The sequence below is a fragment of the Marinobacter similis genome, from assembly GCF_000830985.1.
Classification (GTDB): domain Bacteria; phylum Pseudomonadota; class Gammaproteobacteria; order Pseudomonadales; family Oleiphilaceae; genus Marinobacter; species Marinobacter similis.
Window position 1 is genome coordinate 2,372,328 of sequence record NZ_CP007151.1, and the last position, 14,097, is coordinate 2,386,424.

Genomic DNA, 14,097 nt, shown 5'->3' on the forward strand with positions numbered 1-14,097 from the left:
GTGTAGTTTTGACAAACAGGCAGGTGTTCGGACTGATTTTTCTGGTGTGCGCTGGATTACTGGGTGTCGCCTTTTACATGCAATACGTGATGGGGCTTGAGCCTTGCCCGCTGTGCTGGCTGCAACGCTTTGGTTTCATGGGCGCCGGCCTGGTCAGTCTGGTGGCGGTGTTGCATGGTCCTTCTGGCCTGGGAGCGCGTATCTACGGGCTGCTGCTTGCCGTAACGGCCGGCGCGGGCCTGGGTGTGGCCGGTCGTCAGCTCTGGCTGCAGAGCTTGCCGGCAGATCAGGTTCCTGCCTGCGGCCCCTCCGTCGATTACATGCTGGAAGTGCTGCCGCTCTTCGAGGTGCTGGCAACAGCTCTGAAAGGCACCGGTGATTGTGCCGAAGTGGTCTGGCGTTTCATGGGGTTGAGTATTCCCGGCTGGACGGCGGTGTTCTTCAGCCTGTTGGTAGTGACCGGGCTGGCGATGCTGTTGCGTCGCTCGAAGCCATAAATCGGTATTGCCAGTTGAAACGGTTGCGGCAGAGCGCAGCCATGGGGTAAGTTGGAAATACCTGACAAAGACATCAAGACCGAGACATAAGATCCGGAATAAAGCGGAGAACAGGCGTCATGCTGGAAAATTGCCGAAATGCCAGGGAGCGATGGGGCGGAGTCAGCGAGCTCATTGATCGCTGGCTCAAAGAGCGTCAGGAGTTGCTGGTCCACTACTGTGACCTGTCCGGGGAAAACGATTTCTCCCAGACCGAAGCTCTGAGAGAGAAATTTGTGCGCCTGTGTGAAGTGCTGGTTGACTATGTTTCGACCGGGCACTTTGAAATCTACGAGCAGCTGGTTCGCGAGGCTAAGGAATTTAACGATGGTGGCCAGGAGCTGGCGGCCAAATTGTATCCTCGTATTCAGGAAACCACTGAGGTCGCCCTGAACTTCAACGATCGCTTGGACGGCAAGGAATTGTCCGAAGACGAGCTGAAAGCTCTGTATGGCGAATTATCGAAGTTGGGTGAGAGCCTGGAAAGCCGTTTTGAAATGGAAGATTTTCTGATCGAGCATCTGCACAACGCGCATGCAGGCAAATTAGCCTCGGTCTGACCAACGGAATTGGCAAAAAAAGCCTCAGCACCGGGTGACCGGGCTGAGGCTTTTTGCTGGCTGCTCGTTATTCTGAGTCAGCCTGCGGATTGACTTCCAGCAGTTCGACGTCGAACACCAGGGTTTCGTTCGGGCCAATGGCGCGATTGCCGCCAGGGCCATAGGCCAGATCGGCCGGGATGTAGAGCTTGTAACGAGCGCCTTCGCTCATCAGCTGCAGGCCTTCGGTCCAGCCCGGGATGACCTGGTTCAGGCCGAAGGTTACCGGCTCGCCGCGCTCGCGGGAGCTGTCGAAGACTTCACCAGACAGCAGCTCGCCGGTGTAATGAACCTTCACGGTGTCGGTGGCGGCTGGCTTCTCGCCGGAGCCTGATTCCAGGACTTCGTACTGCAGACCGGAATCCGTGCTCTTCACTTCGTCGCGATCCGCGTTCTCTGCCAGGAAGGCTTCGCCTGCTTCCAGATTCTTCTTGGCCAGCTCTTCCGCCTGTTCAGACTGCTTCTGCTGCATTTCCTGCTGGTAGGTCATCAGGGCAGCTTGAATTTCTTCGCGGCTCATGCGCTGGGCTTCTTCGTCACCCGCGTGGCCATGCTGGATACCCTGCAGAAATTGATCCATCTGCAAATCCGGCAGATCGTTGCTCATCCTCTCACCGAGTACCAGGCCCATGCCGTAGCTGACTTTCTGGTCGGTGGATTCCAGTTTCGGATCTTCCGGAGTCTCTGGCGGGGTAGAGCAGCCGGCCACAACGCCAGCCATTGCCAGTGCGAGCAGTGTCTTTTTCATTGCTTCATCCTTTAACGTATGTGCCGGGGCAGAGCCCCGTAGAGTGTATGTCGGAACGCAGAAGGTAACGGGTTCTGGCGGCAGTTGCCACTGAACATGTGTTAAGAAAACGGACGGATGTCCTAGCTGCCGTTACTGCCAGCGGTCGGGCTCATCGAGAACGGGGCCCGGTATGGAGACTGCCAGTCGTTTTCCGGATCTGCGACCCGGTTGCGGGACAGGTCAGTGTCGGCGCGCTCGATGGCCAGGGTGTTCCAGCGGCCCTGGGACGGGGGTTGGTCGGCGTAATGCCAGTTGCCCTCGGTGTCCTGCCACTTGAACACGATATCGGGTCCGTCGGTAGGCACCGGGGAGGGAACCAATCCTTCGAAAGCTGGAATTTCTTCAGGAGTTTCCTCGGCGACAGATTCTGTAACCTGCTCGGGGTCATTGAGGCCAAAGAAAATCAGCATCAACAACAGCCCCAGTGCCGGGAATGAGATCCGGATGAGCCATTTCATAATCATGGCTTGTGGTCTCCCGTGGAGATGTCGGCCAGTGTGCCGGCCAGTGCATTCAAGTGGCTCTTTGCATTTGCGACCGCCTTCGTTGAGGGGGCGGCAGCCTCGAGATTATTCTGGATAAGTGCATCGCGTCCGTGCATATCGCCAGTTTCCGTATTGTTGGTTGTCAGTGTATGCCAGGCCAGTGCGAGTTCTATACGCTCGGCTTCTAGTTCGAGACCAGCAACGCCTTTACGCAGAGTGGTACACTGCGCACTTGCCTTCGGAAGCAGTTGTCGAACGGTGCGCAAAGCGCCCGTTACACGGTTACGCCACTCTGTTACCGTAGCATCTTCATTTCCGGTGTACGATTGACCGTCCAGCGCCAGCCAGGCGGCGCACAGGACTCTGGTGACACTCCAGCCTTGCTGCTGCAGCGCCAGGCAATTTTCCTGAACGCCCGTCTTTTGCCAGAAGGCTAACGCGAACTGCCACAGAGGGTTATCGGATTGCAGTTGCACCGGCAGGTCCAAGCTGTCCGTCGTTCGTTCCGATGGGCTCTGTGAACAAACCGTCATGGTAACTGGACCTTCTTTGCCAACGATACGTTGATAAAATGGACACATGTTAACGATAACCGATCTCAGTTTACAACGGGGCGGCGCCTGGTTGCTACAGGCGGTCAACCTCACCGTCCAGCCGGGCCAGCGTGTCGCCATTGTCGGCGCCAACGGCGCGGGTAAATCCAGCCTGTTCCAGCTGCTACTGGGCCAGTTGGCACCGGAGCAGGGCAGCGTGTCGCTGCCAGGCGGCTGCCGCATAGCCCACATGGCCCAGGAGGTGAAAGCCTCCGATCGCAGCGCCCGGGATTTTGTTCTCGACGGCGACCTCGATCTCCGGCGTATGGAGCCGAGCTGGCCGATGCCGAAGCGCGTGGCGATGACCATGCCCAGGCTCGCATTCATGGTGAGCTGGATATTCATGAACCTGGTCGGCGTCGCGCCGTGCCGAGACCCTGCTGCGAGGACTTGGCTTTTCCGATTACGACATCGCCGGCCGGTGTCGGCGTTTTCTGGTGGCTGGCGGATCCGGCTCAACCTGGCCCAGGCTTGATGCGGCCCTCGGACCTGTTGCTGCTGGATGAGCCCACCAACCACCTGGATCTGGATGCTTGCCTGTGGCTTGAAAACTGGCTTCGCCGCTATCCCGGGACCCTGCTGTTCATTTCCCATGACCGGGATTTCATGGACCGGGTCGCCACCCATCTGGTGCACTTTGATCAGCAGCAGCTTGAGCTCTACACCGGTAACTACACCGCCTTTGAAGGGCAGCGCAGCGAACGTCTGGCCCAGCAGCAAGCGGGCTTTGAGCGTCAGCAGGCCCGGATTGCCGAAATACAGCGCTTCATCGATCGATTCAAGGCCAAGGCCACCAAGGCCCGGCAGGCCCAGAGCCGGGTCAAGGCACTGGAGCGCATGGAACGTATCGCACCGGCGCACATTGATTCGCCGTTCAGCTTCGAATTCCCGGTGTCCGAGAAAGTGTCCAACCCGCTGCTGTCCATTCGCAATGGCGAGGCCGGCCATGGCACCACGCCGATTCTTGCCGGGATCAATCTTACGCTTTTGCCCGGCAGTCGCATTGGCCTTCTGGGCCCCAATGGCGCTGGTAAATCGACACTGATGGACGGCCTGCGCGGTGAAAAGACCCTGTTGGCCGGGGATCGCACCTGCGGCGAGCACCTGGCCATTGGTTATTTTGCCCAGCATCAGCTGGAATCATTGGATCTGGACGCCAGCCCCTTCCTGCATCTCCAGCGTTTGTCTCCCAAGGCTTCGGAACAGAGCATTCGCAATTTTCTGGGTGGCTTCGATTTCCATGGGGACGAGGCGCTGAGCGCTATTCGCTCATTCTCCGGTGGCGAGAAAGCCCGGGTTGCCCTGGCGATCATCGCCTGGCAGCGTCCGAACCTGTTGTTGCTCGATGAGCCCACCAACCACCTGGATCTGGAAATGCGCCAGGCCCTGACCATGGCCTTGCAGAACTTCGAGGGGGCCATCGTAGTGGTGTCCCACGACCGGCACTTGCTGCGCAATACCGTGGATGAGTTCTGGTTGGTGAATGACGGCCGGGTGCAAGAATATCAAGGTGACCTGGAAGATTATGAGCGCTGGCTGGCCGATCGTCGCAAAGACGACAGCGAAGCTCCGCGCAACAACCAGGCCTCAGCCAGCAGCGGTGCGGCCCAAGCCAGTACGGCGGAGCCGGTCGGTGAGAGCGCTGACGATCGCAAAGCCCGCAAGCGCGCAGAGGCCGCACTGCGCCAGAAAATCAGTCCGTATCGCAAGCGCCAGACCAGCCTGGAGAAGGATATGGATGGGCTGCAGCAATCCCTGCAGGCATTGGAGGCCGATCTGGCCAACCCGGCTTTGTACGACGCTGAGGGTCAGGCTCGGTTGAAGGAGCTGCTGGGCAAACAGGCGGAAGCCAAGCGCCGGCTGGAAAATATTGAGGCGGAGTGGCTTGAGGTCAGTGAAACTGTTGAGTCTCTGGAGGCAGAGCTGACAGGCTAGGCCCGTTCGGCGACCGGAATCATCAGCTCGAAATTCTGCCGGGCAAGATAGTCCCGTTCGTTTTCGAGATCGGCCAGGGTGAGTGGCCGATCGTCGAGCCAGCCTTCGTCAAATTCGACGGTCAGTTTGTTGGCTTCGGCGCTCAGTATCAGCCGTGGTGGTGGCTCCAGGTTGCGCGGGTGCTGAATCAGCACGGCCAGGCGAACCAGTACGCACAGGTAGCGCAGCCGGGTTTTGTCGTCCGGATCATCCACGCCGTCGAAAATGGCCGGTGAGAATTTCCGTCGGTGACCCCGCACCAGGGTGGCCAGATCACGCTGAAACTGCTGGCTGAAGCCGGGCAGGTCGGAATAGCGCAGCAGATAGGCGCCGTGCTTGTGATACTGACTGTGAGAGATGGTCAGTCCAATCTCATGCAGGCGGCAGGCCCAGCGCAAGGCTTCCTCGTCGCTGGCGGTGCGCACACCCCAGGTGTCTGCCACCTGCTCCCAGGCCGCCACGGCTGTTTCCTCTACAGCGGCGCCATGGGCCTGGTCCACGTGATAGCGCTCCTGCAGTGCGGTGATGGTACGCTCGCGCACATCTTCATGCTGAATCCGTCCGGCGATGTCGTACAATAACCCCTCCCGCAAGGCGCCATCGGCAAATTCCATTTCCTCGATCCCGAGTGACTGGAACGCAGCCATCAAAATCGCGAAGCCGGCCGGAAAGATGCTCTGGCGGTCTGAACGCACGCCCAGGTCACCCAGTTTTTCGATCCGGCCCATATCCACCAGGCGCTTGCGCAGCTCCAGCATCCCGTCTCGGGTGATGGTGCCGTCGGATATTTTAAGGCTGGCCAAGACACTGGAGATTGACTTGATGGAGCCGGACGACCCCACTGCGCTCTGCCAACCCACGGAGCGGAAATGCCGGCGAATGTTCAGCAGCTCCTGTTCGGCGTGGGTAACCGCCTTGTCCATCTGCCGCCGGGTGATCTTGCCATCCGGGAAATAGCGATTGCGGAAAGACACGCAGCCCATGTGCAGGCTCTCGAGCACTTCGGGTTCGAAGCGCTGTCCGATGATGAATTCGGTGCTGCCGCCACCGATGTCGATCACCAGCCGCCGGCCACAATCGTCGGACAGGGTATGGGAAACGCCTAGATAAATCAGGCGGGCTTCTTCACGGCCGGCGATGATTTCCACCGGGTAGCCCAGCACTTCCTCGGCCTGGTCCATGAAGATGTGGGCGTTACGGGCGACCCTGAGGGCGTTGGTGCCGACGATCTGAACCGCACTCGGCGGCATGCCGTTCAGCCGCTGAGCGAACCGCCGCAAGCAAGCCAGGCCACGCTCCTGCGCCTCTGGAGTGAGGTTGTTGGCTTCGTCTAGACCCGCGCCCAGCTGAACTTTTTCGCCCATTTTCTCTAGGGTGCGGATTTCTCCGTGTACCAGCCGGGCAACGACCATGTGGAAGCTGTTGGAGCCCATGTCGATGGCTGCGAGAACCTCCGAAGGAGGAGCAGTATTTTCGGAGGTGGATGCGGCCGTCACGGTGGTCGAAATCCTTTTAAAGGTGAGCTTCCGGGCTACTATAAGCGAAATCCCTCAGGCCTGTCAGTAACGGACAGGCCGATCTACCGCTTCACATATTGCGGACCAATCGCGTAAAGTATGGCTCATCTCGATAAGGGTGAAAGGTTGTCTGAACAACGAGGCAATCATTCAGCGAAGTGAACAGCGCCCTGCTGCGGGTCTAAAGCAGGCTGACATGATGTAGGGCGCACGAATCAGGAAATGGTAATGAGCGGAAATATCGTAAACGTAACCGACGCTTCCTTTGAGCAGGACGTGCTGCAGTCCGACGTTCCGGTACTGGTAGATTACTGGGCGGAATGGTGCGGTCCCTGCAAGATGATCGCTCCGGTACTGGAAGACATTGCAGACGAATACGAAGGCAAGCTGAAGATCTGCAAGCTGAACATCGACGAAAACGAGCAGACTCCGCCTAAGTTCAACATCCGCGGTATCCCGACTCTGATGCTGTTCAAGAACGGCAACGTTGATGCCACCAAGGTAGGCGCCCTCTCCAAGTCGCAGTTGGTAGCCTTCCTGGACAGCAATCTCTGATTGCCGGCCGGTTGCTAAAAACCGCCCCTGAGCTTGCGCTCACGGGCGGTTTTTTATTGCCAGGCATCGCTGCGGGCGACGTCTGAGTCCTTTTGCTCCACCCAATGCTCCCCGGAAGCGGTGATTTCCTTCTTCCAGAAAGGTGCCGAGGTCTTGAGGCGTCCATCAAAAACTGGCAGGCGGCGAATGCGTCGCTCCGGTGTGCGCTGCAGACGCCAACGAAGACAATCTGGTCTTGCAGTGCCAGTCGGCCGACCCGGTGGATCACTCGTGCCTGGCGGACATCCCAGCGGGACGAAGCCTCGGCAATTAATCCCTCAATGACCTGCTCGGTCATGCCGGGGTAGTGCTCCAGGTATAAGCCTTGAACGTCACTCAGATCGCCACTGTCCCTTACCAGGCCGGTAAAAGTTGCAATGGCTCCGGTGCCCGCGCCGCTGTCTCTGAGCCGTTGGTACTCCGTTGCAGGATCAAAATCCTCGTTCTGGATTGAAATCATCTCAGCCTCCGGTCACCGGCGGGAAAAAAGCCACTTCATCGCCGGCACGTACCTCGGTAGACAGTTTGGCCATGGCCTGGTTCACCGCGATCATCACGGGCTGTTTTCCTTGAAGCTGGGCCCAGGCGCCGCCGCGCTCGGCCAAGCTGGCCAGGACAGCTCCCGTGGTCAGGCCGGGTTCGGCCGGCAGCGTGAGCTGCTCGGTGTCCAGTTCCTCTCGTAGTCGGGCGAAGAAACGGACAGTGAAAGTTTCTGCAGTCATGATCAGGCCAAAAGCTCGGTGAATGAATAGTAGGTTAGCACGTCGCCGATCCGGACTTCGCTGTTCTCTGGAATCACTGCCAGGCCATCGGCCCAGCAGGCAGAGCTGAGCATGCCGGAACTCTGATTAGGGTAGGCGGCCAAACAAAGCTCTCCGGCCTTGTGCTCTTTGCGCGCCCGGAAAAAGCCCCGGCGGATTGAGGGCGAGGGAACCTCAAAGTCCGCTGGCAGCCGCTCGCCCACCGGATGAATGCGCGGCTGGCCCTGACACTGACGGATAAAGGGCATCACGATCATGGCAAAGGTGACCAGAACGGCAGCTGGGTTGCCGGGTAGTCCGAGCAGGGGAGTGCCGTCGATCACGCCGAAGGCCAGCGGTTTGCCCGGCTTTATCGCCAGGCGCCAGAGCGACAGGTTGCCGGTGGCCTCCAGTGCGGCACGGACGTGATCTTCCTCGCCCACGGAAACCCCGCCGGTGGTGATGATCAGATCTGCTTCGGTGGCCGCTTTCTGCAGAGTGGCCTCCGTGGCGGCTCGATTGTCCGCCAGACCCTCACACAGCACCACTTCGCAGGCGGCGTGCCTGAGCAGGCCCAGCAGGGTGAATCTATTGGTGTTGTAGATCTGTCCGGGGCCCAGTGGTTGCCCGGGTTCCACCAGCTCGTCGCCGGTGGTGAGAATGGCGACTTTGAGCTTGCCCATGACGGGCACCTGAGCCACGCCCATGGAGGCAAGTAGCCCCAGCTCCTGAGCGCGCAGTCGGGTGCCTCGGGGCAAGGCCAGATCGCCCTTGTTCAGATCTTGCCCCTGGCGCCGGATGTTCTGGCCCGGCTCGACGTCAGTCTGTACCTGGATGCCGGTTTCAGAAACATCTACCTGCTCCTGCATGACCACCGAATCGGCGCCGGCGGGGATCTCCGAGCCGGTAAAAATGCGGGCGGCGGTGCCCGCGGCCAGTGGCGTGGGTGCGGTGCCGGCAGGGATGCGGGCCGAAATCGGCAGAGGCTTGGCCGCCTGAAGGTCCTGCTGGCGCAGGGCATAGCCATCCACCGAGCTGTTGTCGGCCGGCGGCACATCTGCCGGGACCCTCTGATCTTCAGCCAGGATGCGATCCAGAGCATCGGGCAGCGCCACAATTTCGGTGCGACTGATCGCCGGTGCTCGGGATAGCAAGTGACTCAGGGCATCTTCCAGGGGCGTCAGGTCAGGGCTGACCATGAGCGGTTCTCCTTGTTGTTCGCTGAATGCGCTCAGATGGTCGCGCGGGTGGCGATCTGCTCGTTTACCCGATGCAGGGGCTTGTCCGGCTTGCGCAATACCAGCCCGGCAAAGTTGCAGGGGGAGTGTCGGCTGTCCAGCTGATTGCGCAGGATACCGTTCCAACCTGTCCGGCAGGCGCCAGTGGAACCCGGCAGGCAAAAGATAACGGTGTGGTTGGACAGACCGCCAAAGGCCCGGGACTGGATGGTGGAGCTGGCGATTTCGGCGGCTGACAGGCGTCGAAATTCCTCACCAAAGCCATCAATGGCCTTGTCCAGCAGCGGTCCAACCGCTTCTGGCGTGCTGTCGCGTTCAGAGAAACCGGTGCCGCCAGTGATCAGTACGGCATGCACGGACGGGTCGGCGATCCAGTTGGCGATCAGGGCGCGTATCAGGTACACGTCGTCCGGCAGGATGCGTCGGGACGCTAAATGATGTCCTGCTTCGAGCAGATTGTCGGCCAGAAACTGGCCCGAGGTGTCCTGCTCGGGGCCGCGGCTGTCAGAAACGGTCAACAGGGCGATGTTAAGGGGTTTGAATTCGCCGGCGAGGTCGATGCCCATGGCGTTAGCTCCGTAATTTTGGGATAAATACTGATAACGCAAGTATCCGGATCACGGCTATGGATTGGAAGAGGGCTCCGGCCAGGCCTGACAGGTTGCGCCGGCCAAAGGAATCAGGATCCGGGTTAAGTTGGCGTTAATTTGGACAGTTTACTTGACATTCGCCAGTGAGGTGGTCGATGATCTTCGTTGCCTAGGGGACGGTTGTTCCCACTCTCTGGCTTCAGACCCTTTTAAACCCGGATTCCATCTACACCCGGTTGCTCCATCTGGCCAGCAACAAGTTCAACGACGTTAATTTTTGATCAATCCGTGCAGGGACACCCTGTCATCCCACATTCGATTACTTCCATTCCTGATAATCCAACAAACTATGAATCTTACTGAACTCAAGCAGAAGTCCATGCCCGAATTGCTCGAAATTGCGCAAGAGATGGGCCTCGATAACCTGGCTCGTTCGCGCAAGCAGGATGTCATCTTCACTATTCTGAAGAGACACGCCAAGGGCGGCGAAGACATCTACGGCGACGGCGTACTGGAAATTCTGCAGGACGGTTTTGGTTTCCTCCGTTCCGCTGACGCTTCCTACCTGGCGGGACCGGACGATATTTACGTCTCTCCGAGCCAGATCCGTCGTTTTAACCTGCGTACCGGTGACACCATTGCCGGCAAGATTCGCCCGCCCAAAGACGGCGAGCGTTATTTTGCCCTGTTGAAGGTTAATGAAATTAACTTCGACAAGCCGGACAACGCCCGTAACAAGATCCTGTTCGAGAACCTGACGCCGCTGTTCCCTGAAGAGCGCCTGACTCTGGAAGCGGGCAATGGCAGCACCGAGGATTTGTCCTCGCGGGTGCTGGACCTGGTTGCTCCTATCGGTAAGGGCCAGCGTGGTCTGATCGTCTCCCCGCCCAAGGCCGGTAAGACGCTGCTGATGCAGAGCATCGCCCAGTCGATTACCCGTAATAACCCGGAATGCCACGTGATGGTGCTGCTGATCGACGAGCGCCCGGAAGAAGTGACCGAAATGCAGCGCACCGTGCGCGGCGAGGTGATTGCTTCCACGTTCGATGAGCCACCCGCACGGCACGTTCAGGTTGCCGAGATGGTGATCGAGAAGGCCAAGCGTCTGGTTGAACACAAGAAAGACGTGGTGATCCTGCTGGATTCCATTACCCGTCTGGCTCGTGCCTACAACACCGTGATCCCGTCCTCCGGCAAGGTTCTGACCGGTGGTGTTGATGCCCACGCCCTGGAGAAGCCGAAGCGGTTCTTCGGTGCAGCCCGGAATGTGGAAGAGGGCGGCAGCCTGACCATCCTGGCGACGGCACTGGTCAACACCGGTTCCAAGATGGACGAGGTGATCTACGAGGAGTTCAAGGGCACCGGCAACATGGAAATCCATCTGGACCGCAAGATTGCCGAGAAGCGTACTTACCCGGCCATCAACATCCGCAGCTCCGGCACGCGCCGTGAAGACCTGCTGATGAGTGAGGCGGACATCCAGCGAGTGTGGATCCTGCGTAAGCTGCTGCATTCGATGGACGACGATACGGCGGCCATCGAGTTCCTGCTGGACAAGCTCCGGGACACCAAGACTAACGACGAGTTCTTCCAGTCGATGAAGCGTCGTTAAGGCAGAGTCAGGGATTAGCCCCGGCGCGTTGAACCTTTCGGTTTAGCTGCGCCGGGAGACCTTGCCCCGGACACGCCGTGGATACGTCCCTGTAGGCTTGGTCTTGCCATCCCTGGCAAGACACAGTCCGGGACAAGGTCTCCCGGCACTGCTTCCCTGCCTCCTGCGCGCACCCGTCCCTCCATCCTGACCTGGCGTTAAGTGTAAACATCCAATAAGCGCCGCAGCCCGTAAAAAGCCCGAAACCTTCGGAGCACGCGATGAAATACAACGACCTGCGAGACTTCATAGACCAGCTGGAAAAGCTGGGTGAACTGAAGCGCATCTCTGTTGAAGTTGATCCCCATTTGGAAATGACGGAAATCTGCGACCGCACTTTGCGGGCGGGCGGTCCGGCGTTGCTGTTCGAGAATCCCAAGGGGCACGACATGCCGGTGCTGGCAAACCTGTTTGGTACGCCGAAGCGTGTGGCCATGGGTATGGGACAGGACGATGTGACCGCGCTTCGGGATATCGGCAAGCTGCTGGCCTTTCTAAAAGAGCCGGATCCCCCCAAGGGTTTCCGGGATGCCATTGAGAAGCTGCCACTGTTCCGACAGGTCATGCGCATGAGCCCGAAGGTGCTGCGTTCGGCGCCGTGCCAGGATGTGGTGATCGAGAAGGATCAGGTGGACCTGTACCAGATTCCGGTACAGCACTGCTGGCCGGGCGATGCCGGACCGCTGGTGACCTGGCCACTGGTGATCACCCGTGGTCCGCATAAGGAGCGCCAGAATCTCGGGATCTACCGCCAGCAGGTGATCGGTCGCAATCGGCTGATCATGCGCTGGCTCAGCCACCGCGGTGGTGCGCTGGATTTCCAGGAATTCCAGAAGGCCAACCCGGGCCAGCCGTATCCCGTGGCGGTGGCCCTGGGCGCAGACCCGGCTACCATTCTTGGGGCGGTGACACCGGTGCCGGATTCGTTGTCGGAATACGCGTTTGCTGGCCTGCTTCGTGGCAGCCGGACCGAGCTGGTTAAAGCGGGTTTGAGTGACTTGCAGGTGCCGGCCAGTGCTGAAATCGTGCTGGAAGGCTTTATCTACCCCGATGACATGGCCCCGGAAGGACCGTTCGGAGATCACACCGGGTATTACAACGAGGTGGATCAGTTCCCGGTCTTTACCGTTGAGCGCATTACCCATCGCAAGGACCCGATCTACCACAGCACCTACACCGGGCGGCCGCCCGATGAGCCGGCCATTCTTGGGGTAGCGCTGAACGAGGTCTTTATCCCGATTCTGCAAAAGCAGTTTCCGGAGATTGTTGATTTCTACCTGCCGCCGGAGGGCTGTTCCTACCGCCTTGCAGTGGTGACTATGAAGAAACAGTATCCCGGCCATGCCAAACGGGTGATGATGGGCGTATGGTCGTTCCTGCGTCAGTTTATGTACACCAAGTTTGTGATTGTCACCGATGACGACGTCAACGCGAGAGACTGGAAAGACGTGATCTGGGCCATGACCACCCGTATGGACCGACCCGGGACACCACGCTGGTGGACAATACGCCCATCGATTACCTGGATTTCGCCTCGCCGGTGTCTGGCCTGGGCTCGAAAATGGGGCTGGATGCCACCAACAAGTGGCCAGGGGAGACTGATCGGGAGTGGGGTACGCCCATTGTGATGAGCGATGAGGTCAAGCAGCGGGTGGATTCACTCTGGGACAGTCTGGGCATTGAAACTGGCGCTGATCGCCCCGACCAATAGGGCCAGAAATGTGAAACGGGTGGTTTTGCAGCCTTCCGGGCTCGGCTTTGGCGCCGAGCCCGAAGACGATTTACTGGGCGCTGCCACCAGGGCAGGGATCGCGGTTCCCGCGGCCTGTCGTAACGGGGTGTGTGAACTCTGCGGTGGCCGGCTTTTGGCTGGCACTGCGTTGAATACCCGAAACCAACAGAATATTTCGATCAGTGAACCCCTGATGTTGTGTAGAAGCCGGGCGTTGACTGATCTCGAACTGGAGATAGACGCCGTTATGGCAGCTGGAGCTAATCAGCCTCGCAAATTTCAGGCAAAGGTCGCGGACGTTCAGTCCATCAGTCATGACGTCTACCGCGTCGAGCTTCAGCTCCCGCGCCGGCGGGAGTTGTCGTTTCATGCTGGCCAGTATTTGTCGGTGATCCTGCCGGACGCCGAGCCTTGCTACTTTTCCATTGCCAGCAGTCCCTCTGAACAGAGCATTGAGCTGCACATCCAGGCTTCGCCGGAGTGGGTGTCGGCCCAGAAAGTGATCGACGCGCTGACGTCCGGCGGCGAGGTGACCCTGGAGTTGCCACACGGCAAGGCCTGTCTGGCGCAAGCGCCGGCGAAGCCGTTGTTGCTGGTTGCCGCCGGTACCGGTTTTGCTCAGATGAAGAGTCTGGTGGATTACCTCCGAAGCACCTCCTACAACCAGCCGGTGACCCTGTTCTGGGGCGTGCGCCGTCATGAGGACATGTACCTGCGCTCGCTGGCTCACCGCTGGGATCAGGAGTGGCCTGCGTTTACCTTCCGCCCGGTTGTGGGTGATGACGAGGACAATGATTGGGGCGGACACCACGATCAGCTGGTGCGGACCGTGTTGGCCACCGGTATGGATTGGGATAACGTGGAAGTGCATGCCAGCGGGTCACCGACCATGGTGTACACGCTCATGGATGCCCTCATTGAGGCCGGTCTACCAGAAGAAGCCTTCTTTTCCGATGTGCTTGAGTACGCGCCCCGGGGTTAACTAGAAAGTTAACCAGAAAGGTTGGTTGAATAAACAGAGATCAAAAAAACGGGCCAGCAGGCCCGTTTTTTTGTTT

14 protein-coding genes and 2 pseudogenes are annotated in these 14,097 nt (G+C 59.2%); 8 read left to right on the plus strand and 8 right to left on the minus strand.

Annotation, left to right across the window (positions count from 1 at the left end; genetic code table 11):
* Nucleotides 1–8 precede the first annotated feature (8 nt).
* Both AU14_RS10985 and AU14_RS10990 read left to right on the plus strand, forming a co-directional pair.
* A complete protein-coding gene (locus AU14_RS10985; RefSeq protein WP_236744005.1) occupies nt 9–497 on the plus strand; it encodes a disulfide bond formation protein B in 489 nt (162 codons plus the stop codon).
* A gap of 119 nt (nt 498–616) precedes the next feature.
* Nucleotides 617–1,096 (plus strand): Rsd/AlgQ family anti-sigma factor, encoded by a 480-nt coding sequence (locus tag AU14_RS10990; RefSeq protein WP_041340805.1) that lies wholly within the window; start codon nt 617–619, stop codon nt 1,094–1,096.
* A gap of 67 nt (nt 1,097–1,163) precedes the next feature.
* Here AU14_RS10990 and AU14_RS10995 read toward each other — a convergent pair whose 3' ends face one another.
* From AU14_RS10995 to AU14_RS11005, 3 genes are all read right to left on the minus strand, one after another.
* Nucleotides 1,164–1,883 carry an FKBP-type peptidyl-prolyl cis-trans isomerase gene (locus AU14_RS10995; RefSeq protein WP_041340807.1) on the minus strand — a complete coding sequence of 240 codons (720 nt, stop codon included), beginning with the start codon at nt 1,881–1,883 and terminating at the stop codon, nt 1,164–1,166.
* A 122-nt stretch (nt 1,884–2,005) separates the two neighbouring features.
* Nucleotides 2,006–2,389, minus strand: coding sequence for a DUF4124 domain-containing protein (locus AU14_RS11000; protein ID WP_041340809.1), 384 nt, complete (start codon nt 2,387–2,389; stop codon nt 2,006–2,008).
* On the minus strand, nt 2,386–2,898 hold the full coding sequence (locus tag AU14_RS11005) for a TIGR02444 family protein (RefSeq protein WP_236744006.1): 513 nt from the start codon (nt 2,896–2,898) through the stop codon (nt 2,386–2,388). The genes AU14_RS11000 and AU14_RS11005 overlap by 4 nt, the downstream gene beginning before the upstream one ends.
* Before the next feature lie 91 nt (nt 2,899–2,989).
* Between AU14_RS11005 and AU14_RS21565 the strand changes: the two genes are divergently transcribed.
* Together AU14_RS21565 and AU14_RS11010 are read left to right on the plus strand one after the other, a co-directional pair.
* Nucleotides 2,990–3,478 (plus strand): ATP-binding cassette domain-containing protein, encoded by a 489-nt coding sequence (locus AU14_RS21565; protein ID WP_236744007.1) that lies wholly within the window; start codon nt 2,990–2,992, stop codon nt 3,476–3,478.
* Nucleotides 3,478–4,938, plus strand: a complete 1,461-nt coding sequence (locus AU14_RS11010; protein WP_236744008.1) for an ATP-binding cassette domain-containing protein — start codon at nt 3,478–3,480, stop codon at nt 4,936–4,938. The genes AU14_RS21565 and AU14_RS11010 overlap by 1 nt, the downstream gene beginning before the upstream one ends.
* Here the strand turns inward: AU14_RS11010 and ppx are convergent.
* Nucleotides 4,935–6,473 (minus strand): exopolyphosphatase, encoded by a 1,539-nt coding sequence (ppx, locus tag AU14_RS11015; protein ID WP_041340815.1) that lies wholly within the window; start codon nt 6,471–6,473, stop codon nt 4,935–4,937. The two genes, AU14_RS11010 and ppx, sit on opposite strands and share 4 nt — an antisense overlap.
* A gap of 249 nt (nt 6,474–6,722) precedes the next feature.
* Here ppx and trxA point away from each other — a divergent pair, with 249 nt between their 5' ends.
* Entirely contained in the window at nt 6,723–7,049 is a 327-nt protein-coding gene (gene trxA, locus AU14_RS11020; RefSeq protein ID WP_041340817.1) for a thioredoxin TrxA, read from the plus strand.
* 53 nt (nt 7,050–7,102) lie between these two features.
* On the opposite strand, the pseudogene AU14_RS19085 reads toward trxA, so the two are convergent.
* The 4 genes and pseudogenes from AU14_RS19085 to moaB form a co-directional block, all read right to left on the minus strand.
* A pseudogene (locus AU14_RS19085) lies at nt 7,103–7,548 on the minus strand (molybdenum cofactor biosynthesis protein MoaE).
* 1 nt (nt 7,549) lies between these two features.
* Nucleotides 7,550–7,810, minus strand: a complete 261-nt coding sequence (locus AU14_RS11025; protein ID WP_041340820.1) for a MoaD/ThiS family protein — start codon at nt 7,808–7,810, stop codon at nt 7,550–7,552.
* A gap of 2 nt (nt 7,811–7,812) precedes the next feature.
* Nucleotides 7,813–9,027, minus strand: a complete 1,215-nt coding sequence (locus AU14_RS11030) for a molybdopterin molybdotransferase MoeA (RefSeq protein ID WP_041340823.1) — start codon at nt 9,025–9,027, stop codon at nt 7,813–7,815.
* 32 nt (nt 9,028–9,059) lie between these two features.
* Entirely contained in the window at nt 9,060–9,632 is a 573-nt protein-coding gene (gene moaB, locus AU14_RS11035; protein ID WP_041340826.1) for a molybdenum cofactor biosynthesis protein B, read from the minus strand.
* A gap of 373 nt (nt 9,633–10,005) precedes the next feature.
* Between moaB and rho the strand changes: the two genes are divergently transcribed.
* The 3 genes and pseudogenes from rho (at nt 10,006) to AU14_RS11050 (ending at nt 14,021) form a co-directional block, all read left to right on the plus strand.
* Nucleotides 10,006–11,268 carry a transcription termination factor Rho gene (gene rho, locus AU14_RS11040; RefSeq protein WP_041340827.1) on the plus strand — a complete coding sequence of 421 codons (1,263 nt, stop codon included), beginning with the start codon at nt 10,006–10,008 and terminating at the stop codon, nt 11,266–11,268.
* Nucleotides 11,269–11,528: 260 nt separating this feature from the next.
* A pseudogene (ubiD, locus tag AU14_RS11045) lies at nt 11,529–13,018 on the plus strand (4-hydroxy-3-polyprenylbenzoate decarboxylase).
* Between the two features lie 10 nt (nt 13,019–13,028).
* Nucleotides 13,029–14,021, plus strand: coding sequence for a 2Fe-2S iron-sulfur cluster-binding protein (locus AU14_RS11050; protein ID WP_041343904.1), 993 nt, complete (start codon nt 13,029–13,031; stop codon nt 14,019–14,021).
* The last annotated feature ends 76 nt before the right edge of the window (nt 14,022–14,097 follow it).